Below are 25,549 nucleotides of genomic sequence, written 5' to 3' on the forward strand. Positions count from 1 at the left end.
GTCGCGCCGGCTCACAAGACCGGGAGCACCGCCCGGACATGGGCGGCGAAGGCGCGCGCCAGCGGTGAGGCGTGCCGCTCATCGATCCGGATCGTGACGCCGATCCGTGGGAGCGCCGGCAATCCGCCGGCGCGCGCCAGGACGCGCAGATCGCCCGGGACCGCGGACCGGGTCAGGACCGCCACGGCCTGACCCGAGCGAACCACCGCCAGGAGCCCCGACAGGCTGCCGCTCGCGTAGGCGATCCGATAGCCGCATCCGGCGCGGTCGAGCGCGGCGATCGCCGCCCGGTGATCGAGCGTGTCGGGATCGCCGAGGGCGAGCGGCAGCGGGTCGGACCACGTCGCCGAGCGGTCGCGCGGGATCACCCAGACGAGATCCTCGCGCCGCAGGATGTCGCGCTCGGCGGCGAGCGGGGTCGATACCAGGGCCAGGTCGAGTCCGCCGCGGGCGTGCTGCGCCTCGAGCCGGGGTGTCGCGGCACAGATCACCGCGATGGCCGCCGCCGGGTGATGTTGCGCGAACCCGCGTAGCAGGGCCGGCAGGAAGGCCTGCGCGTAGTCGTCCGGACAGCCGAAGCGCAGGCTGCCGCTCAGGCTCCCGCCGGAGAACTCCGCCAGGGCATCGTCGTGCGAAACCAGGATGCGGCGGGCATGGACCAGCAGACGCTCGCCCTGCACCGTCAGAAGCACCCCGCGCCCCGTGCGCGTCAGGAGCGGCTGGCCGACGAGATCCTCGAGTCGCTTCATCTGCATGCTGAGCGCGGCTTGGCTGCGGCCGACCCGATCCGCGGCCCGGCTGAGCGCACCGGTCTCCGCGACGCTGGCGAAGCTGCGCAGCAGGTCGATGTCGAGGCTTCGAGCCATCAAGATCCCTGAACTCTCCGTTCAGAACTATAAGCTGCCGCAGCGCGCGCGCCGGCTCTACCATGGCCGGGTGCGATGAGGGAGCCGGAGCGACCATGGCGCGGAACGACGACCCGGATTTCTGGATGCGGGCACGCCGGCATCTGGTGCGCTACGGCGGTACCTTCGCGCCGATCATCGTCGAGCGCGCCGAGGGGAGTTTCGTCTACGACGCCGACGGCCGGCGGATCCTGGATTTCACGTCCGGCCAGATGAGCGCCATCCTCGGCCACGGCCATCCCGAGATCGCCGCCGTCGCCGCGCATCATGTCGGCCATCTCGACCACCTGTTCAGCGGGATGCTGAGCCGGCCGGTGGTCGACCTTGCCACGGAGCTGGCCCGGCTCGCCCCCGGCGGGCTCGAACGGACCCTGCTGCTGACCACGGGGGCGGAGGCCAACGAGGCGGCCCTGCGCATGGCCAAGCTCGCCACCGGCGGCTGGGAGGTGGTGAGCTTCGCCCAATCCTGGCACGGGATGACGGCCGGGGCCGCGTCGGCGACCTACAGCGCCGGCCGGAAGGGCTACGGACCCGCGCCGGTCGGCTCCTTCGCGATCCCGGCGCCCAACGCCTACCGCCCCGCCTTCGAGAAGGACGGGGTGCCGGACTGGCAGACCGAGCTCGACTACGCCTTCGCGCTGATCGACCGGCAATCGACCGGCAACCTGGCGGCGTTCCTCGCGGAACCGATCCTGAGTTCGGGCGGCATCCTCGAGCTGCCCCCGGGCTATCTCGGCGCGCTGAAGCGCAAATGCGCTGCGCGCGGCATGCTGCTCATCCTCGACGAGGCCCAGACCGGCATCGGCCGAACCGGGCTGATGTTCGCCTGCGAGCGGGACGGCGTGGTGCCGGACATCCTGACCCTGTCCAAGACGCTCGGCGCCGGCCTGCCGCTGGCGGCGGTCATGACCACGCCGGAGATCGAGGATCTCTGCCACGTCCGCGGCTTCCTGTTCTACACGACCCACGTCTCCGACCCGCTGCCGGCGGCGGTCGGCCTCAAGGTCCTGGAGATCGTCCAGCGCGACGGGCTGGTGGCGCGGGCCGAGGCGGCCGGCGCCCGGCTGACCGCAGGGCTGCGCACGCTCCAGCAGCGCTTCGCCTGCATCGGCGACCTGCGCGGCCGGGGCCTGCTCCAGGGCGTCGAGATCGTCGCCGACCGGGCCACGAAGGTGCCGGCACCCGACCTCGGGGACGCGATCACCCGGCGTTGCCTGGACTTCGGGCTGAGCATGAACATCGTCCAGCTGCCGGGCATGGGCGGCGTGTTCCGCATCGCGCCGCCGCTCACCGCCACGGACGCGGAGATCGACCTCGGCGTGTCGATCCTGGAACGCGCGATCGAAGCCGCCTTGTAGTGGCGCTCAGGCCGCCTCGATCTCGGCGCTGACCGTCAGCCATTCCTCCTCGGCGGCGGCGAGGGCGCCGGCGGCGTCGGCGCGCATCCGGGCGATCTCGCCGGCCTTGGCGGCGTTCTCCCGGAAGGCCGAGCCGTCCTCCAGCGCCGCATCGATCTTCTGGATCGCCGCCGTCAGCTTCGCCATGCGTGCCTCGATCGCGTCCAGGCGCTTCCGGAGCGGGGCGAGGGCCGCGCGGCGCTCGACACCGGCGCGGCGCGCCTCGGCCTTCTGGCCGCCCGCGGGTTCCACGTCGCGCTCGGCCTCGCGCTCCGGGCCGGACAGGACGAAGCGGCGGTAATCGTCCATGTCGCCGTCGAAGGTCTTCACGGTGCCGTCCGCCACCAGCCACAGCCGGTCGGCGCAGGCCTCGACGAGGAACCGGTCGTGGGAGACCAGGATCACCGCGCCCTCGTAGTCGTTGATCGCTTCGACCAGGGCCTGGCGGCTCTCGATGTCGAGGTGGTTGGTCGGCTCGTCGAGGATCAGCAGGTGCGGGCCGTGGAAGGCCGCGAGCCCCATCAGCAGCCGCGCCTTCTCGCCGCCGGAGAGTTTCTCAACCGGGGTATCGGCCTTGTTGGCCCCGAAGCCGAGCCGGGCGGTGGCCGAGCGCACCTTCGCCTCCGGCACGTCGGGCATCAGGGTGCGGACATGCGCGTAGGCGCTCTCGGCGGGGCGCAGCTCGTCGAGCTGGTGCTGGGCGAAGTAGGCGACCTCCATCTTCGAGGAACGCTTGACCTCGCCGGCGAGCGGCCCGAGCCGGCCGCCAATCAGCTTGCAGAAGGTCGATTTTCCGTTGCCGTTGGCGCCGAGCAGCGCCACGCGGTCGTCGGGGGCGAGGCTGAGATCGAGGCCGGTGAGCACGATCCGGTCGCCGTAGCCGGCCTTGACCCGCTCCATGGCGACGATCGGCGGCGACAGGGGCTTCTCCGGGCTCGGCAGGTGGATCACCGGCACGTCGTCCTCGAGCAGCGCCGCGATCGGCTCCATCTTGGCCAGCCGCTTCACCCGGGACTGGGCCTGGCGCGCCTTGGTGGCCTTCGCCTTGAACCGGTCGATGAAGCTCTGGAGATGCGCCCGTTCGGCATCCTGCTTCACCTTGGCCTTGGCGAGCAGCGTGCGCTTCTCCGAGAGCTGCTTGGCGAAGCTCGTATAGCCGCCGCGGTAGATGGTGAGCTTGCCGCGGTCGAGGTGAAGGATGTGGTCGACGCTGGTGTCGAGCAGATCCCGGTCGTGACTGATGACGATCGCGGTGCGCGGGTAGCGCTCCAGGTAATCGTAGAGCCAGAGCGTGCCCTCGATGTCGAGGTAGTTGGTCGGCTCGTCCAGCAGCAGCAGGTCGGGCTCCGAGAACAGCACGGCGGCCAGCGCCACCCGCATCCGCCAGCCGCCGGAGAAATCCGAGCAGGGCCGCGCCTGCGCGGCCGCGTCGAAGCCGAGCCCGTGCAGGATCGCGGCGGCGCGAGCCGGGGCCGAGTGGGCGCCGATATCGACCAGCCGCGTCTCGATCTCGGCCCGGCGCAGCCCGTCGGCGTGTTCGGCCTCCGCCATAAGCCGGGCCCGCTCGGTATCGGCGGCAAGCACCACCGCATGCAGGGTCTCCGGGCCGGCCGGGGCTTCCTGGGCGACCGCGCCGATGCGCATGCCTCTCGGCAGCGACACCGATTTCGCGTCGACCGGCAGGTCGCCGAGGATCGCCTTGAACAGCGTGGTCTTGCCGGCACCGTTGCGCCCCACAAGGCCGACGCGGGCGCCCTCCGGGATCGTGAAGGTCGCGGAATCCAGGATCAGACGGTCGCCGATGCGGTAGGTGAGGTCGTTGACGCTTAGCATGGCGGCGTTCTGGCCGTCCGGAAGCGGCGAGGCAAGCGCCGGCTGCCGTGCGGTGTCGGCGGGGCCCACCGCGCCACCGACCCCGGGCAGTTTCCTGAAGCGGCTGCGAAAAACTGCATTGCCAGCAGGGCGTTTAACGAATTTGCAGCATTCGCGCGGCATTTTTGGCCGTCGCGCAGTAGTGCAGCCGACGAAACGTCTGATACGGACGCTGGCTGACATGGCTGGAGAGCATCGCGTCGGACCATGCCATCGATCGTCGCGCCATGATCTCCGAGACTTTGCGCCGGCCTACGGTATGACAGGAGGCACGTGTTGGGCCGGACCCTGATCCTCACCGACGACGTCAGCCGCGCCGGCCGTCTGGCGCGCAATCTCGGCGGCGATGGAGACGTGTCGCTGCACGATCTCTACGGGGACGCTGCGCCACCCTCCGGAGCCGCGCTGATCATCAGCGACGTGAGCGCGCTGACATCCGAATCCCTGCGGCGCCTGCGCCAAGCCCTCGCGGTGGTGCGCGGCCCCGAGACGCCATTCCTCGCCCTCATCCACGGCAATCTCGGCCGCGGCGAGATCCAGGCGTCCGCCCTCGGAGCCACCAAGGTGCTGCAGGCCTCGGCGGCGAGCGCCCTGCTGCTCAACACGGTCACCGCCCTGGCGGCGGGTGCCACGGCGCGACCTCCGGGGGGCGGCGACCTTCGGCATCAAGCCACGGCATCCCGGGACGCCTTCGTGGCCATCTTCCGTGCGGATGGCGCCCCGGCGCTGGCGACCGTCGAATCCGGTGCCGTCCTGGTCAATCGGGCGATCCGCGACGCCAAGGTCCGGGACTGGCTCGACGTCGTCGCGAGCTTCGACGACGCCACGCACCGGCACTGCCTCAGCGTGGCCGGCCTCGCGGCGGATTTCGCCCGGACGCTCGGCCTCAACGATGTCGATTCGCGCTACCTGATCAAGGGCGCCCTGCTCCACGACATCGGGAAGGCCAAGATACCGCGGGCCATCCTGAACAAGCCGGGACCACTGACGCCCGAGGAGCGGTGCGAGATGGATCGCCACCCAGCCATCGGCCACGCGATGCTGCTGAACGGGCATTACGACGCGCTCACCCTCTCGGTCGTCCGCTCGCACCATGAATATCTCGACGGTTCGGGCTACCCGGATGGCCTGCGCGGCCAGGAGATCCCGGACCTCGTGCGGCTGATCACGATCTCCGACATCTTCGCGGCCCTCATCGAGGCGCGGCCCTACAAGGCGCCGAAGCCGGCCCACGAAGCCTACGCGATCCTGAAGGCCATGGGCGCGAAGCTCGACACCGATCTGGTGCGCGCCTTCGGAGCCGTCGCCACGGCCTGCGAGATGCCCTACCGCGCATCCGCCTGAGCGCGGCCGGGCGATCGGTCCGGACCTCAGTCCAGTTCCCAGGCGGTCTCGTCCTGCATCAGCGCCGCCACCAGGGCGTGATTCAGCTCGTGCCCGGTGTGGAAGGCGGTGACCCATCCCTCGACCGGATGACCCACGAGGGCCAGGTCGCCGATCAGGTCGAGCACGCGGTGCCGCACCGGCTCACCCGGGACGCGCATCCCGCCGAGCACGTGGCCGCGCACCAGGAGCGCCGCCGAGTGCCGAGAGACGCCCTGCAGGAAATCCTTCCGTGCCACATACCCGAAAGCGCGTCCGGCCATCGCGCGCGCGAACCGGCCGAAGCTGCGCGACGGCGCGATCTCGGTCACGAACGTCTCGGGGGTGATGGCCCCCGACCAGTCGACCGATCCGAAATGCGAGAGCGCGATATGACCGGTCACGTGAAGACCCGTACCGGGTTCGATGCGGATGTGCCGCCGCCCATTCGTCACCGAAACAGTGCGGCGCACCCGGATCTGACGGCAGGGCTGCGCCTGCTCGCTCCGGCCCGATGCCCGGATCGCCTCGCACCAAGGCGTGGCGCTCCCGTCGAAGATCGGTAGCTCGTCCGCATCGATCTCGACCACCGCATTGTCGATCTCCAGGGCGCTCAGAGACGCCATCAGGTGCTCGATGGTGCGGACGAGAATGCCCTCGCGCCGCAGCGCCGAGGAGAGCGGCTGCGATTCCCGATGGTACCAGCGCGCCGGGATATCGATGACGCGCCCGTCCCTCAGCCGGCGGCGGAAGACGATGCCGTGATCGGCCGGCGCCGGGCAGACGCGCACGGTGGCATGCCGGCCCGAATGCAGGCTCTGCCCGGACCGCTCGAACGGGCGGGTCAGCGTGGCCTGGAGGCGCGGGACCGGCACGGACGTCCGGGAATCGAAACGCGTGATCGTCACATCATGGTGCATCGGAATCGCCCGCTGCGGCAGGCTTGGCAGGGAGGCCGGGCATGTAGCCCGGATATCCTGATCCACGCTAATAAACTCCTGTTCACCCGGGCCCGGCTTGACCGGCCGGCAAGTGACGGTCACGATCATCTCCGCCCCGTGGATGGAGCGCTGCAGTCGCGGCGTCCAGCTAAACCGTGCGGGCCGCTCCCGTCCCGAGATCTGCTGGCCGGCACCCGTTTGGGCAGGGACGGAGGCCGGACTGGAGTTGAGGGAACAGCATCGATGGCGCGGCTGGGGACCATACCCTTCTTCAAGGACCCGGGCATCGAGCTCAACACCTACGAATCCCGGTGCCACTGGCGGCGCTTCGACGAGAACGAGGTGCTGGTCGACTTCGACGACATCTCCACCGACGTCTACTTCATCGCCTCCGGCGAGGTTCGCATCCTTAACCGGACCCAGTCCGGCAAGGAGGTGATTCTCGGCGAGATGCGCGGCGGCGCGTTCTTCGGCGAGCTGGCTGCGATCGACGGGATCGGGCGCTCGGCCAACGTCACGGCGCTGACCCGCGGCGAAGTCTGCGTGGTGCCGGCGGCGGTGTTCCGGCAGATGGTCTTCGCCTCGGAGGCGATCGCCGACCGGCTGTTCCGTCTCCTCGCCAAGCGCGTGCGCGAATTGAACACGCGGCTGATGGAGCACGCCCTCCTCGATCTGAAGCATCGCCTCTACGCCGAATTGCTGCGCCTCTCGGTGCCGCGGACCGGCGCCTCCGGCGAGCGCGTGGTCTCGCCGCCGCCCTACCACCACGTCCTCGCCGCGCGGATCGGGTGCCGACGGGAGCAGGTCACCCGGGAATTCACCGCCATGGCCGCGGAGGGCCTGGTCGACCGGACCCGCGGCGCCCTGGTCCTGCGCCGGCCGGATCTCCTCGAAGCACGCGTCGCCGAGGCCCTGCGCGAGGATTCCTGATCCCGTGTCGGGCACGCCGCCGCGCCTGGAATTGGACGCGCTGACCAAGCGCTTCGGCGCGCATCCGGCCGTCGATTCGGTGACGCTCGCCCTCGAACCCGGGGAGTTCTTCTGCCTGCTCGGCCCGTCCGGCTGCGGTAAGAGCACCCTGTTGCGCATGATCGCGGGGTTCGAACGGCCGAGTTCCGGCCGGATTCGCCTCGGCGGCCGGGACATCACCGGGCTGCCGCCGCACAGGCGCCCGGTCAACATGATGTTCCAGTCCTACGCGCTGTTCCCGCACATGCGTGTGGCCGGCAATATCGCCTACGGCCTCAAGGGGATGGGCCGGAGCGAGGCTGCCGCGCGGGTCGCCGAGCTGCTGCGGCTCGTCCGCCTCGAAGGCTTCGGCGACCGCCGTCCCGAGACGCTCTCGGGGGGCCAGCGGCAGCGGGTGGCCCTGGCCCGGGCGCTCGCCCGGGAGCCGGAGCTGCTCCTGCTCGACGAGCCCCTCGGCGCCCTCGACCGGGGCCTGCGGGAGGAGACCCAGGGCGAATTGCGCGCCGTGCAGCGCCGCCTGGGCACCGCCTTCGTGGTCGTGACCCACGATCCGGAGGAGGCGATGATGCTCGCCGATCGGATCGGCGTCATGGAGGCAGGCCGGCTGGTTCAGGTCGGACCGCCGGCCGAACTCTACCGGCGGCCGGCGAACCGGTTCGTGGCGGGGCTGCTCGGCGACGTGAATCTCCTCCCCGGGCGCCTCGGACCGGACGCGGCGGGCGGTGCGCGCACCGTGCAGACCGCGCACGGGCAAGTCCGGGGGATCGCCGCCGCGGCGCTGGCTGAAGGCGCGGCGGTGGTGGTGGCGGTGCGTCCGGAGGATCTGGTCTTCGGCGGGACAGGACTGCCGGTCACGGTGGCGGAGGCGACCTTCCTGGGGGATCGCCTGCGCCGAACCCTGCGCCTGCCGGACGGCGGAATCCTTCGGGCCAGTGGCCGCCCGGCCGATGCCGACCTGCCGCCGGGGTCGCAGACCTGCGCCGGGTTCGCGGCCGAGGCCGCGGTGATCCTCCCGGCATGAGCGGAAAGCCGCGGACCCTGTTCGATCGGCTGGTCCGTCTGCCGCCCTTCGTCTGGCTGGCGGCCTTCTTCCTTCTGCCCTTCGCCATCACCCTCAAGATCAGCCTGTCGGAACCGGCGACGGCGATACCGCCCTACCTTCCGGTGCTCGATTGGCGGGGCGGCCTCGATGGCTGGTCCAGCTTCCTCGAAGCCCTCAACTTCGACAATTACGCCACGCTCTCAGCCGACCCGCTCTACCGCGACGCCGCGCTGGGTTCGCTGGGCTACGCCGCCCTGGCCAGCCTGATCCTGGTCGCCCTCGGCACGCCCCTGGCCTATGCCCTGGCGCGGGCGCCGTCCCGCTGGCAGCCGCTCCTCGTCGCGCTGGTGGTCGTGCCGTTCTGGACGAGCTTCCTGATCCGGGTCTACGCCTGGATCGCGATCCTGAAGCCGGAGGGTCTGCTCAACCTCGTGCTGCTCCGGCTCGGACTGATCGCCGAGCCGCTGACGATCCTCAACACCGACGCCGCGGTGATCATCGGTCTCGTCTACGCCTACCTGCCGTTCATGGTGCTCCCGCTCTACGCGGTAATGAACCGCCTGGACCCCGCCCTGCGGGAGGCCGCGGCGGATCTCGGTGCCACGCCGACCCGGGTGTTCTGGAGCGTGACGCTGCCGCTCAGCCTGCCCGGCATCGCGGCCGGCGCAGCCCTGTGCTTCATCCCGATGGTGGGCGAATTCGTCATTCCGGACCTGCTCGGGGGCTCGGAGACCCTGATGCTGGGCCGGGTGCTGTGGACGGAGTTCTTCTCGAACCGGGACTGGCCCCTGGCCTCCGCGGTCGCCGTCCTGATCCTCGCCATCGTCATCGGCCCGGTGGTGCTGTTCCGCGACAGTCTGCGCTCGGGCGAGGGGGATGCGCCGTGACCTGGGTCACCCGTACCGCCCTCGTCGCCGGGCTTGGCTTCCTCTACCTGCCGATCCTGGTGCTGATCGCCTACTCGTTCAACGCCTCGCCCCTGGTCACCGTCTGGGGCGGAGTCTCGACCCGGTGGTACGGGGCCCTGCTGGCCGATGCGCCCCTGCTGGCCGCGGCCTGGGTCTCGCTCAAGGTGGCGATCCTGGCGAGCCTCATCGCCACGATCCTCGGGACGCTGGCGGCGCTCGTTCTGGAGCGGCAGCGCCGCTTCCGCGGACGGTCGCTGTTCACCGGCCTCGTCTTCGGGCCGATCGTGATGCCGGAGGTGATGATCGGCCTGTCGCTGCTGCTGATGTTCATCGGCATCGGACTCGACCGCGGACTCGGCACCATCGTGATCGCGCACGCCACCTTCTGCACCGGGTTCGTGGCCGTGGTGGTCGCCGCGCGCCTGCGCGGCCTCGACCGGACCCTGGAGGACGCCGCCGCCGATCTCGGCGCCCCGCCGATGAGGGTGCTGACGACCATCACCCTGCCGCTGCTGGCGCCGGCCGTGGCGGCCGGAGGGCTCCTCGCCTTCACCCTGTCGCTCGACGATCTGGTCATCGCGAGCTTCGTCTCGGGTCCGGGCTCGACGACGCTGCCGATGCGCCTCTACAGTCAGGTCCGGCTTGGGGTGAACCCGGAGATCAACGCCGCCTCGACCCTGCTGGTCGGCCTCGTGAGCGCGGCGGTGCTCCTGGCCTCCTGGCTGACGGCGCGCCGGGGGCGGGCCTGAGCGATCCGGCCGTCCAAGACAGGACCGTGCCCCGGGTCGCGGGACGCCCGTCCGGACGCGGCTTCAGGCCACCTGGGCCTGGGACGCCGTGTCGGCGCGGGTCAAGCGCGCCACCGCGGCCGTCACCACGAGGTTCACCACCAGGGCGGCGACGCCGACATTCACGTCCTGGAGCGGTCCCAGGATCGAGAGCTTCGACAGGCTGAACCCGCTCAGCACCGTGGCCGCCACGGTGGCGACGCCGGCCACGATCCCCGCCGCCGCCGCCGGCCGGTTCAGGGGATTGCGGGGCAGCAGGCTGGCGATGAAGCAGGGGAACAGCTGCGTCACGAAGTTGTAGCCCATCAGCAGGAGCTGCACGATCGTATCGCCGCCGCTGAGGGTGAACCCGACGCAGACCAGGGCCAGGACCGGCACCAGGATCTTGCACAGCCGCGCGGTCGCCGCGTCGTCCATGCCGGGCCGCAACGGCCGGACGAGGTTGTTGGCCACCAGGGTGACGCCGGCGATCAGGATCATCGAACCGGGCACCAGCGCGGTGAGCACGCCGGTGGCGCCGATCAGGCCGATGAACCAGGGCGGGAAGCTCGCCAGCGACAGCTTGAACAGCGACAGGTCGACCTCGGATCCGGCGAGGCCGGGCACCTGCAGCACGGCCGTGAAGCCGATCATGAACACGAACAGGTTGATCAGCTGGTAGACCGGCAGGAGAACCGCGTTGCGCCGGAAGGCGCCGGGCTCGCGCGCCGTGTAGAGCGACGCGAAGGTATGCGGCCACATGTAGCCGCCGAGCGCCGTGAGCAGGACCGTGGTCGAGAACCAGACCGGGCTCTGGCCGCGCTCGGGCAGCGCCAGGAATCCCGGCTTGGCGGCCTCGATCGCCCGGAACAGGCCGTCGTAGCTGCCGTAATAGTGCAGGGGCAGGTAGATCCCGAGGAAGATCACCAGCGCCAGGATGGTCGTATCTTTGATCACCGCCGTCCAGGCCGAGCCGTGCACCCCCGACACGACCACGTAGGCCGTGAGCGCGGCGGCGCCGATCCAGACCGCAGCCGTGGACGAGATGGCGCCGTAGGACGCCGTGGAGACGATGATCCCGAGGCCCTTGAGCTGGAGCACGAGGTAGGGGACGAGCGCGACGAGCCCCACCGACGCCACCAGCATGCCCAGGGCCGGGCTCCCGTATTTCCGCGCGAAGAAGTCCGGCTGCGTGTAGAGGCCGTGCTGCTTGGCGTAGCGCCAGACCGGCGGCAGCAGCCAGTACGAGGTCACATAGGCGAGCGTCAGGTAGCAGAGGATGTAGTAGGCCGGGCCGCCCTTCCCGTAGGCGATGCCGGACCCGCCGAGGAACGTGAAGGTCGTATAGATCTCCCCGGCCATCAGCAGGAAGACCAGGGCGGTGCCGAAGCCGCGTCCGCCGACGGTCCATTGCTCCAGGCCCATCTCGCGGCCCAGCCGGGCGTAGAGTCCGAGGCCGATCGCCAGCGCGAAGCCGGCCGCGACGATGGCGAGGGCGACGCTCATCGGGGATCCCCGGATGCGCGATTCTCGGGATCCGCCCTGTAGATCAGCGCCATCACCACCGACGTTCCGATCACGCAGAACACGAGCCAGGCGAGGAGCAGCGGCAGCCCGAGGACGAACGGTTCGACCCGATTCAAGAAGAAGGGCCCGATCAGGATGCCGATGAACGGCAGGGCGGCGAGCCATCGCAGGTTTCGCATGCGCGATACCGTCCAGAAGCCATCAATCCTTTGGGTTGAATCAGTCCCGGGCGGCTGTCAATCGCGGATCTCGAGAAGGCCTGCCCGCGCGGGGGGTGCGCCGACGCACACGGCTACGCTTCGGGCGATCCTATCCTTGTCCCGTCCGCGACCGCGACCGCCGCGGTTGATCGTGAGGGACGCCGTCGATGACCCGCACCCTGACCTTTCTCTCCCTGGCCGCGTTCCTCGCGGCCCCCGTCGCCGAAGCGCGCCCGGCTCGGAATCCGGCAAAGCCCGGGCTCAGCGCCGCTATCCAGGCGCGCCAGAGCGCGATGAACGATTTCAGCGCCCGGATGAGCCGCCTGGATGGTCTGATGGGCGTACGGCCCGCCACGCCGGTCCGTACGCGATCGGCCGAGGCCGGGCGATAACGGGCCGTCCGGCTCCGTCGGCCCGGGTCACCGGCCCAGCCCGCCCGCCTCCTCGACGAAGCGCGCCACGGCGTCGGCGCCCGCGCCATCGCGCAGGGAGGCGAACACGTAGGGACGGGTCCCGCGCATCCGCCGCGTATCGGCCTCCATCACCGACAGGTCCGCGCCGACGAGCGGCGCCAGATCGGTCTTGTTGACGATCAGCAGGTCCGACCGGGTGATGCCGGGGCCGCCCTTGCGCGGGATCTTCTCGCCCCCGGCCACGTCGATCACGTAGAGGGTGATGTCGGCCAGTTCCGGCGAGAAGGTCGCCGCGAGGTTGTCGCCGCCGGATTCGATCAGAACCAGATCGAGCTTCGGGAAACGCCGGCTCATCTCGGCGACGGCCGCGAGATTGATCGAGGCGTCCTCGCGAATCGCGGTGTGCGGGCAGCCGCCGGTCTCGACCCCGAGGATGCGCTCCTCCGGCAGCGCCCCGGCCACCGTCAGGATGCGCGCATCCTCCTTGGTGTAGATGTCGTTGGTGATCGCGCAGATCTCGTAGCGGTCGCGGAAGCGCTTGCAGAGCTGCTCCATCAGGGCGGTCTTGCCGGACCCGACGGGGCCGCCGATGCCGACGCGGAGGGGGCCGTTCGCGGAACCAGTCACGGGGGTCATGCAGCGCCCTCAGGAGCGGAAGATGCGGGAATACTGGGTCTCGTGCCGGAACGAGCCGAGGTCCAGGCGGAACGTGGCGGAGCCGAGGGCGTCGAGATCCGCGCTGCCGGCGTCGGCCGCCAGCGCCACGAGGCGGGGCGCCAGGGCGGCGACGATCCGCGTCCCGGCCGCTTGGCCCACCGGCGCCGCCCGCAGCGCCGCCGAGACGAGGTTCTGGACGAAGGCGAGGCCGTAGGCGGCCAGCACGGGGCCCGCCGCCATGGCGTGCGCCCCGGCGGCGGCCCCGACCGCGACCGGATAGGCGAGGGGGCCGGGCAGGCGTTCGGCCAGGGCCGCCAGCGGCCCGCAGGGCCAGGCCCCGAGGGTCGCGTCGAGGAAGCTGCGCCCCTGCTGGCTGGTCTCCAGGTGCAGCTCGCGCGACGGGGCGAGCGCCAGGGCGAGGTCGTTGAGGTCGGCGAGGGCGTCCCCGTCGCCGGCCCGCCCGGCGCGGTGGGCGTGGGCTGCGAGGATCAGATCGTTGCGCAGGGAGCCGCAGGCGCAGACATCGCCGAGCCAGGCCGTTAGGCTCGCCTCGTCGCGCACATCGCCCGCCTCCACGGCCCATTCCAGCCCGTGCGAGTACGCGTAGGCGCCCACCGGGTAGCCCGGCGACAGCCACGCCGTCAGCCGAAGCGCCTCCAGGGGCTCAACCATGGGCATCGGGATGATGATGGTCTCCGCCATGCGGATGGTCGTGCCCATGGCCTCCGGCATAGGCCCCGCCCTCGGGGCGGAACGGGCGCACCACCGGCTCGGCGCTGCCGCCGAGTCCCCGCACCATGTCGGCAAGCACGTGATCGTCGACGATCCAGACGGCGTCGCTGCCGATCTCGGCCGGGATGTGGCGGTTGCCGATATGCCAGATCAGGCGCTTGAGGGCGCGGTCGCTCGACGCGCGGATCTCCAGCAGCCGCTCCGGCGCGGCCTCGACCCAGACGAGGCGCCCGTCCTGCAGCACCAGGGCGTCGCCGTCCTCCAGTACGGTCGGTTCCGGGAGGTCGAGCAGGAATCCCAAGCCGCCGGCCCCGCGCATGGCGACGCGGCGGCGGTGCCGGTCGCCGTGGTCGAGGATCACACGGTCGACGATCTCGCCGCCGGACAGGGCGTCCCGGCGCAGGATGCGGGTGGCGCGGATCATGGCCTCAGGACTGGTCAATGAGGTCGGGCTCCTTCGGCAGAAAGCCGTCGGCCAGCGGCTGTTCGATGCCGAAGGGGGGCTGATCGGGCAAGAGCGTGCAATCGATGCCCTCCTGTCCGTCGGCACCACGATAGCTCAGAACAGGAAATAACGCTGGGCCATCGGCAGGACCTCGGCGGGCTCGCACACCAGGAGCTCGCCGTCGGCGCGGACGTCGTAGGTCTCGGGATCCACCTCGATGACCGGGGTCGCGTCATTGAGCACCATGCTCGCCTTCGAGATGCCGCCCCGGACATTCTCCACCGCGACCAATTCCTTCTGCACGCCGAGACGGTCCCGCAACCCGTCCTCGACGGCCGCCTTGGACACGAAGGTGAGGGCGGTGGCGAAGGGCGCGCGCCCGTAGGCGCCGAACATCGGGCGGTAATGCACCGGCTGCGGCGTCGGGATCGAGGCGTTCGGGTCGCCCATCGGCGCGGCCGCGATGCTGCCGCCCTTGATGACGAGGTCCGGCTTCACCCCGAAGAAGGCCGGCGTCCAGAGCACGAGGTCGGCGAGCTTGCCGGGCTCCACCGAGCCGATGTGCTTCGACACGCCGTGCGCGATCGCCGGGTTGATCGTGTACTTCGCCACGTAGCGGCGGGCGCGCAGATTGTCGGTGCCGGAGGTGTCGCCCGCCAGGGCGCCGCGCTGGCGCTTCATCTTGTCGGCGGTCTGCCAGGTGCGAATCACGACCTCGCCGACCCGGCCCATGGCCTGGCTGTCCGACGACATCATCGAGAGCGCGCCGAGATCGTGCAGGATGTCCTCGGCCGCGATGGTCTCCCGGCGGATCCGGCTCTCCGCGAAGGCGAGATCCTCCGGGATCGACGGATCGAGGTGGTGACAGACCATGAGCATGTCGAGATGCTCGTCGATGGTGTTCCGCGTGTAGGGCCGTGTCGGGTTCGTCGACGACGGGAGCACGTTCGGCAGGCCGGCGACCTTGATGATGTCCGGCGCGTGGCCGCCGCCGGCGCCCTCGGTGTGGAAGGCGTGGATGGTCCGGCCCTTGAAGGCCGCGATCGTGTCCTCGACGAAGCCCGATTCGTTGAGCGTGTCGGTGTGGATCATGACCTGGACGTCGTGGGCATCCGCCACCGACAGGCAGGTATCGATCGCCGCCGGGGTGGTGCCCCAATCCTCGTGGAGCTTCAGCGCGCAGGCCCCGGCCCGGACCATCTCGATCAGGCTTTCGGGGCGCGAGGCGTTGCCCTTGCCGGCGAACGCGAGGTTCATCGGGAAGGCATCGGCCGCCTCGATCATCCGGGCGATGTGCCAGGGGCCGGGGGTGCAGGTGGTGGCGAAGGTCCCGTGCGCCGGCCCGGTCCCGCCGCCGAGCATCGTGGTCACGCCCGAGCAGAGCGCCTCCTCGATCTGCTGCGGGCAGATGAAGTGGATGTGGCTGTCGAAGCCCCCGGCGGTCAGGATCTTCCCTTCACCGGCGATCACTTCGGTTCCGGGGCCGACGATGATGTCGATCCCGGGCTGTACGTCCGGATTGCCGGCTTTGCCGAGCCGGAAGATCCGGCCGCGCACGATTCCGACGTCGCATTTCACGATGCCCCAATGGTCGAGCACGACCGCGTTGGTGATCACCGTGTCGACCGCACCGGCGGCATTGCTCACCTGGCTCTGACCCATCCCGTCCCGGATGACCTTTCCGCCGCCGAACTTCACCTCCTCGCCGTAGATGGTGAAATCGCGCTCGACCGTGATCTCCAGGCTGGTGTCGGCGAGGCGGATGCGGTCGCCGGTGGTCGGGCCGAACATGTCGGCATAGGCGGAGCGGGGGAGGCTCGCGGGCTTGGGTGTGTTGGCCATGGTCAGAGCGTGCCCATCACGTCACCGCGGAAGCCGAAGACGGTGCGGCCGCCGGAGAGCGGCACCAGCGTGACCTCCCGGGTGGACCCGGGCTCGAAGCGCACCGCGGTCCCGGGCGCGATGTCGAGGCGCTTGCCGCGGGCCTGCTCGCGCGGGAAGACGAGGCCCGGATTGACCTCGTAGAAATGGTAGTGCGAGCCGACCTGGATCGGTCGATCCCCGGTATTGGCAACCTCGATCACGGTGCGCTCGGCATCGGCGTTGAAGACGATCTCGCCGGGCAGGGGCGTCACCACGCCGGGCACGTCCGCCGAGGCCGCCCCCCGAATCGGGTGATGCACGGTCACGAGCTTGGTGCCGTCCGGGAACGTCGCCTCGACCTGGATGTCGTGGATCATCTCGGATACGCCCTCCATCACCTGATCGGCGGTGAGGACGGTGGCGCCGGCCTGCATCAGCTCGGCGACGGTGCGGCCGTCCCGGGCGCCCTCGACCACGAAGTCGGTGATCAGCGCCACCGCCTCCGGGTGGTTGAGCTTGACGCCCCGGGCCAGACGGTTCCGCGCCACCTGTGCCGCCATGGCGATCAGCAGCTTGTCTTTCTCGCGGGGTGTCAGCAGCACGGGCAACCTCGTCGTCGCGACGGCCGGAGCAAGGATCATGCGCGCGGCGCGGTCAAGGGAGCCTGATCGGGCCGCGCGACGGGCCGGCCACCCTCAGGGTGTCATGCCGGTGAAGCCGGCGAACAGATCCGGAAGCGGCTCGCCCTTGATGGCGGTGGGCAGGTCCCGGGGATGGATGAACTCGTCCCGGAACCAGGGATAGCGCTTCGGATCGAAGGCGGCCCGCAGCCAGTCGATCGTCCGGCGCACCCGCTCGATCCGCTCCGCGTCCGGATGATAGGTCAGCCAGATGTCCAGGCTGAACCGGCCCAGATTGTCCACCGGTATGACCCGCGCCCCGATCGCGCTGGCGTAGGTCGGCAGGAGACCGATCCCCGCCCCCTTGGCGATCGCCCAGTAATACGCGCTGCTGACGTTGATCTTCAGCGCGATCGGAACCGAGGCGGGGAAACCCGGCAGCTCGCGGCTGAAATCCTCCAGGCGGATCGTCTGGCTGCTGGCCTGGACCACGATCCGGTGGCGGGCGAGATCCTCCGGCGCGGCGGGAAGCCCGTAGGTCTGTTCGTATTCGCGGGCCGCGTAGGGGATCAGGTGGATGCGGCCCAGCTTGACCAGCCGCAGATCGGGGCTGGTCGGCCGTGACAGCTGGATCGCCACGTCGGCCTCCAGACGGAGGACATCGGCGGATTCCATCGCGCAGCGCAGATCGACCGTCAGGCGCGGGTTGGCCCGCTGAAACTCGACCAGGCGCGGCGCGAGCCAGAACGCGCCGAGCCCTTCCGTCACCGCGATCCGGACCTCGCCGGCCTCGGCGAAGGGCGCGGTCTCCCCCGCCCGCATCAGGCCGAACGCCGCGGTCTCCATGCGGGCGGCGGCCTCCAGGATCGCGTGTCCCTCCGAGGTCAGACGGATGCCGTCCACGTGGCGCGTCAGCAACGGCGCGCCGATCAGGGTTTCGAGATCGGCGATCCGCCGGCGCACCGAATTCACCGACACGCCGAGCTTGGAGGCCGCGGCCCGGAAGCTCCCGGAGCGCTCGAGGGTCAGGAAGACGCGGATGCTCTGCCAGTCGGGCATCACGCCCCGGCCCGCCTCCGTCTGTTCCATCTACGGAACGCCCCTGTTCCAAATTTTGCACATACAGGGAGTGCGCTAGATGCGAAGTGCTGAACCGTCAATCCGTACCTCAATGTCAGGTCATCCGATGACGGTGCACATTGCACGCTCCCATTTCGTCGCGACGGACGTGGATCATCTTGGGTCTTCCCAAGTCTCTCCGCGGCAGCGGCACGCACTCGGCGCGCTCAAGGTCGATCGCGTCGCCCGCCACCTCGTGATCTTCATGCCGGCGTCACGCGATCTCGAACAGCTCATCGCGGCCGCGCGGGTCGATCTGCCGGACCTCGCACCGCTGAAGACTGTTCAGCGGGTGATGTCGCGCAACCCGGATAGTGTGATGGCGATCGCCCATCGGCACAGATTCGACGCCGCCGCGCCACGGGGCGACGGCTTCGTCGCCTGCCTGATGCTGAATGCCGACGGCCTCGCCGCACTCAAGGCGGGACGTTTCGACGCGGCGGATCCGCCGGACGCGATGCTGGCCGGCCAGCACGAACGCCCCGCTTGCATCTATGTCTGGGCCGTCCACGCGCGGCGGCGTCTGGCCGGCGGCGTCAGCCTGGTCTTCGACCGCCTCTCCAGCCCGAACTACCAGGGCGTCGACTTCTACGCCCGGGCGGCGACGCCGGAGGGCGCGAGCCTGCTGACGGCCCTCGGCTTCGAGGCACCGAGCGCCGCACAGGGCGGCCTCTACCACTTCGCCCGCGGGCCGAAGGCCGAGCCCGCACCGCCCTACGACAGCCACCGCCCCGGCGGGACCGGCACCAGCGTCGCGGTCGCGCGCAGCATGGAGGATCTCGCCCGCGTCATCGCGCTGCGCGCCGCCGTCTACATGGCCGAACAGGCCTGCCCCTACGAGGAGGAGTTCGACGGCAACGACCTCTCGGCCACGCACCTCATCGGCTATTTCGGCGACGAGCCCGCCGGCTGCCTGCGCATCCGCTTCTTCGCGGATTTCGCCAAGATCGAACGCCTGGCGGTGCGGGCCGAGTACCGCAACACCCGCATGGCCTTCGCCCTCGTCCGCGCGGGAATCGAACTGGCCCGGGTGAAGGGCTACCGCCGCCTCTACGGGCATGCGCAGAAGCGCCTCGTCGGGTTCTGGAGCCGCTTCGGCTTCGCGGTCTTCGAGGGGGCGCAGGAACTGGTCTTCTCGGATTTCGACTATGTCGAGATGCTGCTGGAAACCGAGCTCCATCCCCAGGCCATCGGGCTCGGCGTCGATCCCTACGTGATCATCCGGCCCGAGGGCCGCTGGCATCGCGCGGGGGCCCTCGACCGCTCCCGTGCCCGCGCCGTCACCCGGCCCTCCGTCGATCGGAAGGTCGCGGTGTGATGCGCCAGACGAATCCGATCCTCTACCGTCGGCCGCGCAGCGTCCCCGTGCTGGTGCTGGTGGACATGCAGCAGGAATATGAGATCGCCGGCCGGCCGCTGGCGCTCCCGCGCATCGGCCCGGCCCTGGAGAATTGCCGCCGCGCCCTCGGCCATGCCCGGGACAGCGGCATCCAGGTCGCCTATGTGCGCTGGATCGGCGCGCACCTGTTTCAGGCCGGCACCCGATTCGCCCGCTGGATCGAGGGTTTCGAGCCGCTGGGCTGCGACATGATCTTCGATCGGGATCGACCGTCCTGCTACGCCAGCCCGGCCTTCGCCGACGTGATGGAGCGGGGCAGCCCGCCCCTCGTCGTCGCGGGCTTTGCCGGCGAGGCGGCCTGCCTGGCCACCGCGATCGACGGCTATCACCGCGGGCAGGACGTGACCTTCCTGTGCGACGCCTCCGCCAGCCACGCCCTCGACGGGATCGCGGCCGAGGACATCCATCGCTCGGTGAGCGCCGTGCTGCGCGCCTTCGCGGATGTCACGGACACGCAGGCCTGGATCGACGCCTCGGCGCCCTTCCGGACGACGGCCTCCATCTCAAGACCGACGCATGCCCATGATTGACCGAAGCCACGACAATGCCGCCGGCGGCGCCGTGTTCGCCCGGGACGCGGATATCGATCAGCGCCTCGGACGCCACGCGATCGCGCTCCTCCAGGCTGCGCGGGACGCCGGGGATCCGACGCTGATCGCCCATGCCGAGGCCGCGGCGATGGCGGTCGGCTTCGCGCTGGCAGCCCGCCAGCCGGACGGTGGCCCGGGCGACGACTGATCAGCTCGCGTCGTCTTCGCCGCCGATGAGGCGCATGGCGCGCAGCCGCGCCGTCCGCTCGTCGCGGGCCCGCCGCTCCGCGTCGAGGGCGAGCCAGAGGGCGATCGTTTCGGCCTTGGGCTGCGGCGCGACGCGTGCGTCGGCATCGCGGGCCGCTGCGGTGTGATCGAAGGCGTCCATCGTACGGGTTCCGTGCGCTGATTTGTCGTCCGCTACCGCCCAGGGATCGAGCGGTCCAGCCGAATGGCAGGCTGGGCGTCGACAATGCGCCGCCATCGTCACATCCATCCGCCCCAGTTTCCGCCACACCGGACTGAAGGCCTGTCGCGAACCGTCATCGGCACCGTGCCCCGAACATGTCCATCTTATGGACGTCGATGACAGAACCGTAATGGATTCGAGCCAGCCTCTAACCATTTAAGAGATTGAAATCATTCGTTTCGTCCGTGACGTCAGATTAATATTTTGTCACTACAGGATTGCATGGGGCACGACACGGCGCAGATCCCAGAAACAAGATGGACATCAAGATGGCCTAGACCATCGCGACATCCGCCGAGGGAACTCGGCGTGCCGGGCGCTCTGCAAACCGAGCGTGTCAGGTCTGGGATTCCATCAGCGTGGCGATGACGGATTCGACCACCTCGATCTGCTGCTGCAGCGCCACGAGCCGCGGCCCGGCCTCCGAGCCGTCGCCCAGGACGAACGTGCCCTTCTGCCGCCGGGTCTCGCGCAGCTTTCGCACCGACGCCACAAGGATCTGCCGCTCCTCGATGAGCGCGGCGCGAAGTTCCTGCAATCCGTCCAGTTCCAGCGTGGAGATCATGCAGCGTCCTGGTCTCTTCGGCCGGATGTGGCAGCGCCGGCCTGTCGGTGATGGGCGATGCCGCTCAGCGCCGGTTGGGCCACGCGACGCCGGGACGGGCGATCGCTGGCCGCTGCGGAGCCGCGGCGGCCGCGAGGCTACCCTGCGACACCCGGATTTGCACGCCCTGTCCCGGCCACGATTCCCCGGCTCGGTGTAACGCATCGGTGTCGGCGGTGGGGATTGTATGCTATTGAATGCAAAATACTCAGGTTCGACCGAGGGCCGGACCGGGAGGCGGACGTGAGCGCATGCTGAGCGGGGACGAGGGTGATCGCGCCGCATCGCGATCGCATGAGATCGATGCGGCGTCGGGCGGGGTCGACCGGCGGCGCGATCCGGTCGCGCGCGGGTCGCGGCGCGGCCGCTCCTTCGCGGCGATCCTGGTCCTCCTCGCCCTCGCGGGCGGGGGTGCCTATGGCTATACGCGGCTCGGCCAGCCCGCCGAGAAGCCGAAGGCCGCCGCCCCGCGTCCCGTGCCCGTGACCCTCGGAACCGTCGAGCAGGGGCCGTTCGCGCTCGTGTCGAACGGTCTCGGCACCGTCCAGGCCTACAACACCGTCCAGGCACGCACGCGCGTCGACGGCGAGATCCAGCAGGTCGCCTTCCGCGAAGGCCAGGCCGTCCACAAGGGCGACATCCTCGTTCAGGTCGACCCGCGCCCCTATCAGGCGGCGATGGACCAGGCCAAGGCCAAGAAGGAGCAGGACACCGCCAACCTCAACAACGCCAAAGCGGATCTCGTCCGGTACACCGGCCTCGGCGCCTACGCGTCGCGGCAGCAGACCGAGACGCAGACCGCCCTGGTCGCACAGCTCACGGCGCAGGTCGCCTCCGATCAGGCCGCGATCGACAATGCGTCGACCCAGCTCGGCTACGCCACCATCCGCGCGCCGATCGACGGCGTGACCGGCTTCCGGCAGGTCGATATCGGCAACATCGTCAACGCCGCCGGCCAGACCCCGATCGTCACGATCACCCAGGTGGAGCCGATCTTCGTGGTCTTCACTGCGCCGGAGGATCAGCTGCCCGCCATCACCGCGGCCCTGCGGAAGGGCGACGTGCCGGTGGAAGCCTGGAGTTCCGACGGGCTCACCAAGCTCGCCGACGGCAAGCTCGCCCTGTTCAACAACCAGGTGGACACGGCGACCGGCACGATCCGCCTCAAGGCCGTGTACGAGAACCGGAACCACGCCCTCTGGCCCGGCCTGTCGGTCTCCACCAAGATGCGGGTCGGCATCGTCGCCGTCGCCACCACGGTTCCCGACAACGCGGTCCAGCATGGACCGGACGGCCTGTTCGCCTTCGTGGTGGACGACGGCAATCACGCCCATCAGCGCGCCCTGAAGGCCGGGCGCTCCGATTCGGGCCGGACCCAGATTCTGAGCGGCGACCTGAAAGCCGGCGAGCGGGTGATCACCGCCGGCCAGTACAAGGTCCAGGACGGGAGCCTCGTCGGTGAGCCGCCCGCATCCCGGGCGGCCCAGGCGGAGGCGCCGGACACGTCCGCGCGCCGGGTGGAGGCTCAACGCTGATGGACCTTCACGCCGCGACGGCGGTCTCACGACTCGGGCGGGCCCAGCGATGAAGGGCGGCATCTCGGCGCCGTTCATCCGGTTCCCGGTGGCGACCACGCTGATCATGGTCGGCATCCTGTTCCTCGGGGTGGTGGCCTATCCGCTCTTGGGCGTCGCCCCGCTGCCGCAGGTGGATTTCCCGACGATCCAGGTGACGGCGCAGCTCCCCGGCGGCAGCCCCGAGACCATGGCGTCCTCCGTGGCGCAGCCCCTGGAGCGGCAGTTCTCGCAGATCCCGGGCGTATCGCAGATGACCTCGACGAGTTCCCTCGGGATCTCGACGGTCACCGTTCAGTTCGAGCTGAACCGCAACATCGACGGTGCGGCGAGCGACATCCAGGCGGCGATCAACGCCGCCGGCGGCCAGCTGCCGAAGAACCTGCCGAGCCCGCCGACGTACCGGAAGGTCAACCCGGCCGATTCGCCGATCCTCCTGCTCTCGGCCACCTCCGACAGCCTGCCCCTGATCGACGTCGACGATGCCGTCGACGTGCAGCTCGCCCAGCGGATCAGCCAGATCTCCGGCGTCGCGCAGGTCTTCATCGGCGGCCAGCAGAAGCCCGCCATCCGCATCCAGGTCGATCCCGCCAAGCTCGTGGCCAAGGGCCTCTCGCTGGAGGACGTGCGCACGCAGCTCACCCTGACCACGGTCAACAACCCCAAGGGCAGCATCGACGGCGGCAGCCACAGCTACACGATCTACGCCAACGACCAACTCACCGAGGCCAAGAACTGGGACGCCGTGATCGTGGCCTACCAGAACGGCGCGCCCCTGCGCGTGCGCGACATCGGCCACGCGGTGGCCGGCTCCGAGGACACCAAGCAGGCCGGCTGGACCAACGGCCAGCGCGGCGTGTTCCTGGTGGTGTTCAAGCAGCCCGGCGCCAACGTGATCGACACGGTGGACAGCATCAAGGCGCAGCTGCCGCGCCTGACCTCCACCCTCCCGGCCGGGATCAAGATCGGGATCCTGAGCGACCGGACCCAGACCATCCGCGCCTCCGTGGAGGATGTGCAGTTCACCCTGCTGCTCACCATCGTGCTGGTGGTGGCGGTGATCTTCGTCTTCCTGCGCAGCTTCTGGGCGACGGTGATCCCGAGCGTGACGGTGCCGCTCGCCCTGCTCGGGGCCTGCGCGCTGATGTGGATCGCGGGCTACACCCTCGACAACCTCTCGCTGATGGCGCTCACCATCTCGGTCGGCTTCGTGGTCGACGACGCCATCGTCGTGCTGGAGAACATCAGCCGCTACGTGGAGGAGGGGATGCGGCCGATGGAGGCCGCCTTCAAGGGCGCGGGCGAGATCGGCTTCACCATCGTGTCGATCTCGGTGTCGCTGATCGCGGTGCTGATCCCGCTCCTGCTGATGGGCGGCATCATCGGCCGACTGTTCCGCGAATTCGCCGTGGTGCTGTCGATGACGATCGCGGTTTCGGCCTTCGTGTCGCTGACGCTGACGCCGATGATGGCCGCCCGGCTGCTCAAGCCGCACGACGCCGAGCGCCACGGCCGCCTCTACCGGATGAGCGAGGCCGGATTCGACTGGCTGCTCTCGGTCTACGAGGACGCCCTCGACGTCGCCCTGCGATTCCGCAAGGTCACGCTCCTGGTCTTCTTCGCCACCTTGGCGCTGACCGGCTACCTGTTCGTGGCGATCCCGAAGGGCTTCTTCCCGCAGCAGGACACCGGCTTCATGATCGGCGTCACCGAGGCGGGACAGGACATCTCCTTCTCGGCGATGATGACGCTCCAGGAGAAGGTCGGTGCGATCGTCCAGGCCGACCCGGCGGTGGCCACCGTCGGCATGTCGCTCGGCGGGAACGGCCAGGCGCTGAACTCGGGCCGCATGTACATCACGCTCAAGCCCCGGGAGGAGCGCGACGTCAACGCGTTCCAGGTGATCGGCCGCCTGCGCCCGAAGCTCGATCAGGTCGCGGGCATCCGCACCTTCATCCAGGCCACGCAGGACGTGCGCACGGGCGGCCGGACCTCGCGTACGCAGTTCGAATACACGCTCCAGGACCCGGACCTCGCCGAACTCAACACCTGGGCGCCGCGGATCCTCGACCGGCTGAAGACCCTATCGGAACTGCGCGATGTCGCCACCGACCAGCAGACCCGGGGCACGACCCTGACGCTGTCGATCGACCGCGACGCCGCCTCGCGCTACGGGATCACACCCCAGCTGATCGACGACACCCTCTACGACGCCTTCGGGCAGCGGCAGATCGCGCAGTACTTCACCCAGCTCAACAGCTACCACGTGGTGCTGGAGGTGCTTCCGGCCCTGCAGGGCAGCGTCGAGAGCCTCGACAAGATCTACATCAAGGCGCCCAACGGCGGCGGCCAGGTGCCGATCGCGGCCTTCGCCCGCTGGACCACCGACCCGGTGGCGCCGCTGGCCGTGAACCACCAGGGCCAGTTCCCGGCGGTGACGATCAGCTTCAACCTCGCCCCCGACGTGGCGCTGGGCCAGGCGACGGAGGCGATCGGCCAGGCGATGCGCGACCTCCAGGTGCCGCAAACCGTGGTGAGCGGCTTCCAGGGCACCGCGCAGGCCTTCCAGCAATCGCTCTCTACGGTGCCGCTGCTGATCCTGGCGGCTCTGTTCGTCGTCTATCTGATCCTCGGCATCCTCTACGAGAGCTTCATCCACCCGATCACCATCCTGTCGACGCTGCCCTCGGCCGGCGTCGGCGCCCTCGCGGTGCTCATGTGGGCGGGGTACGATTTCAGCCTGATCGCGCTCATCGGCATCATCCTGCTGATCGGCATCGTGAAGAAGAACGGCATCATGCTGGTCGACTTCGCCATCGTGGCTGAGCGTGAGGAGGGGCTGACCCCCGAGGAGGCGATCCGCCGGGCCGCGCTGCTGCGCTTCCGCCCGATCCTGATGACCACCATGGCGGCCCTGCTCGGGGGCATCCCGCTGATGTTCGCCACCGGGACCGGCTCGGAGATCCGGCAGCCGCTCGGCTACGCCATGGTCGGCGGCCTCGCGGTCAGCCAGATCCTGACGCTGTTCACGACGCCGGTGATCTACATCTACCTCGACCGGCTGGCGCACCGCTTCTCCTTCCGGGACAAGCCCGGGGCGGTGGACGCGGCCCTGGCCGTTCCCGGGGCGGAGCCGGTCGAGGAAGTCCGGGGACCGCCCGCGCTCCGCGCGGCGGAGTGATCCGCGTCCCCGCGCGCAGCGCGACGCGGAAGTCAGTCTGACGCTCACGGCAG

The 25,549-nt window shown here is 70.0% G+C and carries 25 protein-coding genes; 12 read left to right on the forward strand and 13 right to left on the reverse strand.

Going from position 1 to position 25,549, the window contains the following annotated elements:
- Positions 1–11: 11 nt before the first annotated feature.
- Positions 12–866: a LysR family transcriptional regulator gene (locus AC3IF3_RS19380; RefSeq protein ID WP_489229948.1), complete on the reverse strand. Its 855-nt coding sequence runs from the start codon at positions 864–866 to the stop codon at positions 12–14.
- Between the two features lie 95 nt (positions 867–961).
- Here AC3IF3_RS19380 and AC3IF3_RS19385 point away from each other — a divergent pair, with 95 nt between their 5' ends.
- The gene (locus tag AC3IF3_RS19385) at positions 962–2,263 is read left to right on the forward strand and encodes an aspartate aminotransferase family protein (protein ID WP_489229949.1); all 1,302 of its coding nucleotides are present in this window, start codon (positions 962–964) and stop codon (positions 2,261–2,263) included.
- A 6-nt stretch (positions 2,264–2,269) separates the two neighbouring features.
- Here the strand turns inward: AC3IF3_RS19385 and AC3IF3_RS19390 are convergent, their stop codons facing one another.
- Positions 2,270–4,135, reverse strand: a complete 1,866-nt coding sequence (locus tag AC3IF3_RS19390) for an ABC-F family ATP-binding cassette domain-containing protein (protein ID WP_489217696.1) — start codon at positions 4,133–4,135, stop codon at positions 2,270–2,272.
- Positions 4,136–4,447: 312 nt separating this feature from the next.
- Between AC3IF3_RS19390 and AC3IF3_RS19395 the strand changes: the two genes are divergently transcribed.
- On the forward strand, positions 4,448–5,518 hold the full coding sequence (locus AC3IF3_RS19395; RefSeq protein WP_243967014.1) for an HD-GYP domain-containing protein: 1,071 nt from the start codon (positions 4,448–4,450) through the stop codon (positions 5,516–5,518).
- A 26-nt stretch (positions 5,519–5,544) separates the two neighbouring features.
- Here AC3IF3_RS19395 and AC3IF3_RS19400 read toward each other — a convergent pair whose 3' ends face one another.
- Positions 5,545–6,444 (reverse strand): UDP-3-O-acyl-N-acetylglucosamine deacetylase, encoded by a 900-nt coding sequence (locus AC3IF3_RS19400; RefSeq protein ID WP_243967015.1) that lies wholly within the window; start codon positions 6,442–6,444, stop codon positions 5,545–5,547.
- Positions 6,445–6,720: 276 nt separating this feature from the next.
- On the opposite strand from AC3IF3_RS19400, the gene AC3IF3_RS19405 reads away from it, so the two are divergent.
- From AC3IF3_RS19405 to AC3IF3_RS19420, 4 genes are read left to right on the forward strand one after another with little or no spacing between them, the layout of a single operon-like run.
- On the forward strand, positions 6,721–7,407 hold the full coding sequence (locus AC3IF3_RS19405) for a Crp/Fnr family transcriptional regulator (protein ID WP_243967016.1): 687 nt from the start codon (positions 6,721–6,723) through the stop codon (positions 7,405–7,407).
- A gap of 4 nt (positions 7,408–7,411) precedes the next feature.
- A complete protein-coding gene (locus AC3IF3_RS19410) occupies positions 7,412–8,467 on the forward strand; it encodes an ABC transporter ATP-binding protein (RefSeq protein ID WP_243967017.1) in 1,056 nt (351 codons plus the stop codon).
- On the forward strand, positions 8,464–9,375 hold the full coding sequence (locus tag AC3IF3_RS19415; protein ID WP_489229950.1) for an ABC transporter permease: 912 nt from the start codon (positions 8,464–8,466) through the stop codon (positions 9,373–9,375). The genes AC3IF3_RS19410 and AC3IF3_RS19415 overlap by 4 nt, the downstream gene beginning before the upstream one ends.
- The gene (locus tag AC3IF3_RS19420) at positions 9,372–10,145 is read left to right on the forward strand and encodes an ABC transporter permease (RefSeq protein WP_489229951.1); all 774 of its coding nucleotides are present in this window, start codon (positions 9,372–9,374) and stop codon (positions 10,143–10,145) included. The genes AC3IF3_RS19415 and AC3IF3_RS19420 overlap by 4 nt, the downstream gene beginning before the upstream one ends.
- Before the next feature lie 63 nt (positions 10,146–10,208).
- On the opposite strand, the gene AC3IF3_RS19425 is transcribed toward AC3IF3_RS19420, so the two are convergent.
- Together AC3IF3_RS19425 and AC3IF3_RS19430 are read right to left on the reverse strand one after the other, a co-directional pair.
- Positions 10,209–11,669 carry a sodium:solute symporter family protein gene (locus AC3IF3_RS19425; protein ID WP_489229952.1) on the reverse strand — a complete coding sequence of 487 codons (1,461 nt, stop codon included), beginning with the start codon at positions 11,667–11,669 and terminating at the stop codon, positions 10,209–10,211.
- Positions 11,666–11,869, reverse strand: a complete 204-nt coding sequence (locus AC3IF3_RS19430; RefSeq protein WP_243967022.1) for a DUF3311 domain-containing protein — start codon at positions 11,867–11,869, stop codon at positions 11,666–11,668. Before AC3IF3_RS19430 ends, AC3IF3_RS19425 begins: the two co-directional genes overlap by 4 nt.
- A gap of 188 nt (positions 11,870–12,057) precedes the next feature.
- Between AC3IF3_RS19430 and AC3IF3_RS19435 the strand changes: the two genes are divergently transcribed.
- Positions 12,058–12,282 (forward strand): hypothetical protein, encoded by a 225-nt coding sequence (locus tag AC3IF3_RS19435; protein ID WP_489217702.1) that lies wholly within the window; start codon positions 12,058–12,060, stop codon positions 12,280–12,282.
- 27 nt (positions 12,283–12,309) lie between these two features.
- Here the strand turns inward: AC3IF3_RS19435 and ureG are convergent, their stop codons facing one another.
- The 6 genes from ureG to AC3IF3_RS19465 all read right to left on the reverse strand — a co-directional run bounded on the left by ureG (position 12,310) and on the right by AC3IF3_RS19465 (position 17,709).
- Positions 12,310–12,930, reverse strand: coding sequence for an urease accessory protein UreG (gene ureG, locus AC3IF3_RS19440; RefSeq protein WP_489231339.1), 621 nt, complete (start codon positions 12,928–12,930; stop codon positions 12,310–12,312).
- 18 nt (positions 12,931–12,948) lie between these two features.
- Positions 12,949–13,662 (reverse strand): urease accessory protein UreF, encoded by a 714-nt coding sequence (locus AC3IF3_RS19445; RefSeq protein ID WP_489229953.1) that lies wholly within the window; start codon positions 13,660–13,662, stop codon positions 12,949–12,951.
- The gene (locus tag AC3IF3_RS19450) at positions 13,625–14,116 is read right to left on the reverse strand and encodes an urease accessory protein UreE (RefSeq protein WP_489231340.1); all 492 of its coding nucleotides are present in this window, start codon (positions 14,114–14,116) and stop codon (positions 13,625–13,627) included. Before AC3IF3_RS19450 ends, AC3IF3_RS19445 begins: the two co-directional genes overlap by 38 nt.
- A 135-nt stretch (positions 14,117–14,251) precedes the next feature.
- Complete coding sequence (ureC, locus tag AC3IF3_RS19455; RefSeq protein ID WP_489229954.1) at positions 14,252–15,979, reverse strand: urease subunit alpha; 1,728 nt, start codon at positions 15,977–15,979, stop codon at positions 14,252–14,254.
- Positions 15,980–15,981: 2 nt separating this feature from the next.
- The gene (locus tag AC3IF3_RS19460) at positions 15,982–16,602 is read right to left on the reverse strand and encodes an urease subunit gamma (protein WP_243967025.1); all 621 of its coding nucleotides are present in this window, start codon (positions 16,600–16,602) and stop codon (positions 15,982–15,984) included.
- Positions 16,603–16,695: 93 nt separating this feature from the next.
- Complete coding sequence (locus AC3IF3_RS19465; protein WP_243967026.1) at positions 16,696–17,709, reverse strand: LysR family transcriptional regulator; 1,014 nt, start codon at positions 17,707–17,709, stop codon at positions 16,696–16,698.
- 235 nt (positions 17,710–17,944) lie between these two features.
- Between AC3IF3_RS19465 and AC3IF3_RS19470 the strand changes: the two genes are divergently transcribed.
- The 3 genes from AC3IF3_RS19470 to AC3IF3_RS19480 are packed head-to-tail and all read left to right on the forward strand — an operon-like array spanning position 17,945 to position 19,876.
- Positions 17,945–19,057, forward strand: coding sequence for a GNAT family N-acetyltransferase (locus tag AC3IF3_RS19470; RefSeq protein ID WP_489229956.1), 1,113 nt, complete (start codon positions 17,945–17,947; stop codon positions 19,055–19,057).
- A complete protein-coding gene (locus AC3IF3_RS19475) occupies positions 19,057–19,668 on the forward strand; it encodes a cysteine hydrolase family protein (RefSeq protein ID WP_489229957.1) in 612 nt (203 codons plus the stop codon). Before AC3IF3_RS19470 ends, AC3IF3_RS19475 begins: the two co-directional genes overlap by 1 nt.
- Complete coding sequence (locus AC3IF3_RS19480; RefSeq protein ID WP_243967029.1) at positions 19,661–19,876, forward strand: hypothetical protein; 216 nt, start codon at positions 19,661–19,663, stop codon at positions 19,874–19,876. The genes AC3IF3_RS19475 and AC3IF3_RS19480 overlap by 8 nt, the downstream gene beginning before the upstream one ends.
- Here AC3IF3_RS19480 and AC3IF3_RS19485 read toward each other — a convergent pair whose 3' ends face one another.
- Entirely contained in the window at positions 19,877–20,056 is a 180-nt protein-coding gene (locus AC3IF3_RS19485; protein ID WP_243967030.1) for a hypothetical protein, read from the reverse strand.
- Positions 20,057–20,474: 418 nt separating this feature from the next.
- A complete protein-coding gene (locus AC3IF3_RS19490) occupies positions 20,475–20,702 on the reverse strand; it encodes an HOOK family protein (RefSeq protein WP_243967031.1) in 228 nt (75 codons plus the stop codon).
- Between the two features lie 290 nt (positions 20,703–20,992).
- On the opposite strand from AC3IF3_RS19490, the gene AC3IF3_RS19495 reads away from it, so the two are divergent.
- Together AC3IF3_RS19495 and AC3IF3_RS19500 are read left to right on the forward strand one after the other, a co-directional pair.
- Positions 20,993–22,276 carry an efflux RND transporter periplasmic adaptor subunit gene (locus AC3IF3_RS19495; RefSeq protein ID WP_489229958.1) on the forward strand — a complete coding sequence of 428 codons (1,284 nt, stop codon included), beginning with the start codon at positions 20,993–20,995 and terminating at the stop codon, positions 22,274–22,276.
- Between the two features lie 49 nt (positions 22,277–22,325).
- Positions 22,326–25,496 (forward strand): efflux RND transporter permease subunit, encoded by a 3,171-nt coding sequence (locus tag AC3IF3_RS19500; protein WP_489229960.1) that lies wholly within the window; start codon positions 22,326–22,328, stop codon positions 25,494–25,496.
- Positions 25,497–25,549 lie beyond the last annotated feature (53 nt).

Source organism: Methylobacterium sp. J-118 (assembly GCF_057836565.1).

Coding starts and splice junctions, on each gene's coding strand:
- AC3IF3_RS19450 (WP_489231340.1), bottom strand. CDS start 14,116: ATGATCCGCGCCACCCGCATCCTGCGCCGGGACGCCCTGTCCGGCGGC.
- AC3IF3_RS19425 (WP_489229952.1), bottom strand. CDS start 11,669: ATGAGCGTCGCCCTCGCCATCGTCGCGGCCGGCTTCGCGCTGGCGATC.
- AC3IF3_RS19385 (WP_489229949.1), top strand. CDS start 962: ATGGCGCGGAACGACGACCCGGATTTCTGGATGCGGGCACGCCGGCAT.
- AC3IF3_RS19470 (WP_489229956.1), top strand. CDS start 17,945: ATGCCGGCGTCACGCGATCTCGAACAGCTCATCGCGGCCGCGCGGGTC.
- AC3IF3_RS19490 (WP_243967031.1), bottom strand. CDS start 20,702: ATGATCTCCACGCTGGAACTGGACGGATTGCAGGAACTTCGCGCCGCG.
- AC3IF3_RS19415 (WP_489229950.1), top strand. CDS start 8,464: ATGAGCGGAAAGCCGCGGACCCTGTTCGATCGGCTGGTCCGTCTGCCG.
- AC3IF3_RS19485 (WP_243967030.1), bottom strand. CDS start 20,056: ATGGACGCCTTCGATCACACCGCAGCGGCCCGCGATGCCGACGCACGC.
- AC3IF3_RS19430 (WP_243967022.1), bottom strand. CDS start 11,869: ATGCGAAACCTGCGATGGCTCGCCGCCCTGCCGTTCATCGGCATCCTG.
- AC3IF3_RS19500 (WP_489229960.1), top strand. CDS start 22,326: ATGAAGGGCGGCATCTCGGCGCCGTTCATCCGGTTCCCGGTGGCGACC.
- AC3IF3_RS19475 (WP_489229957.1), top strand. CDS start 19,057: ATGCGCCAGACGAATCCGATCCTCTACCGTCGGCCGCGCAGCGTCCCC.
- AC3IF3_RS19445 (WP_489229953.1), bottom strand. CDS start 13,662: ATGGCGGAGACCATCATCATCCCGATGCCCATGGTTGAGCCCCTGGAG.
- AC3IF3_RS19405 (WP_243967016.1), top strand. CDS start 6,721: ATGGCGCGGCTGGGGACCATACCCTTCTTCAAGGACCCGGGCATCGAG.
- AC3IF3_RS19465 (WP_243967026.1), bottom strand. CDS start 17,709: ATGGAACAGACGGAGGCGGGCCGGGGCGTGATGCCCGACTGGCAGAGC.
- ureC (WP_489229954.1), bottom strand. CDS start 15,979: ATGGCCAACACACCCAAGCCCGCGAGCCTCCCCCGCTCCGCCTATGCC.
- AC3IF3_RS19495 (WP_489229958.1), top strand. CDS start 20,993: ATGCTGAGCGGGGACGAGGGTGATCGCGCCGCATCGCGATCGCATGAG.
- AC3IF3_RS19435 (WP_489217702.1), top strand. CDS start 12,058: ATGACCCGCACCCTGACCTTTCTCTCCCTGGCCGCGTTCCTCGCGGCC.
- AC3IF3_RS19380 (WP_489229948.1), bottom strand. CDS start 866: ATGGCTCGAAGCCTCGACATCGACCTGCTGCGCAGCTTCGCCAGCGTC.
- AC3IF3_RS19480 (WP_243967029.1), top strand. CDS start 19,661: ATGATTGACCGAAGCCACGACAATGCCGCCGGCGGCGCCGTGTTCGCC.
- AC3IF3_RS19390 (WP_489217696.1), bottom strand. CDS start 4,135: ATGCTAAGCGTCAACGACCTCACCTACCGCATCGGCGACCGTCTGATC.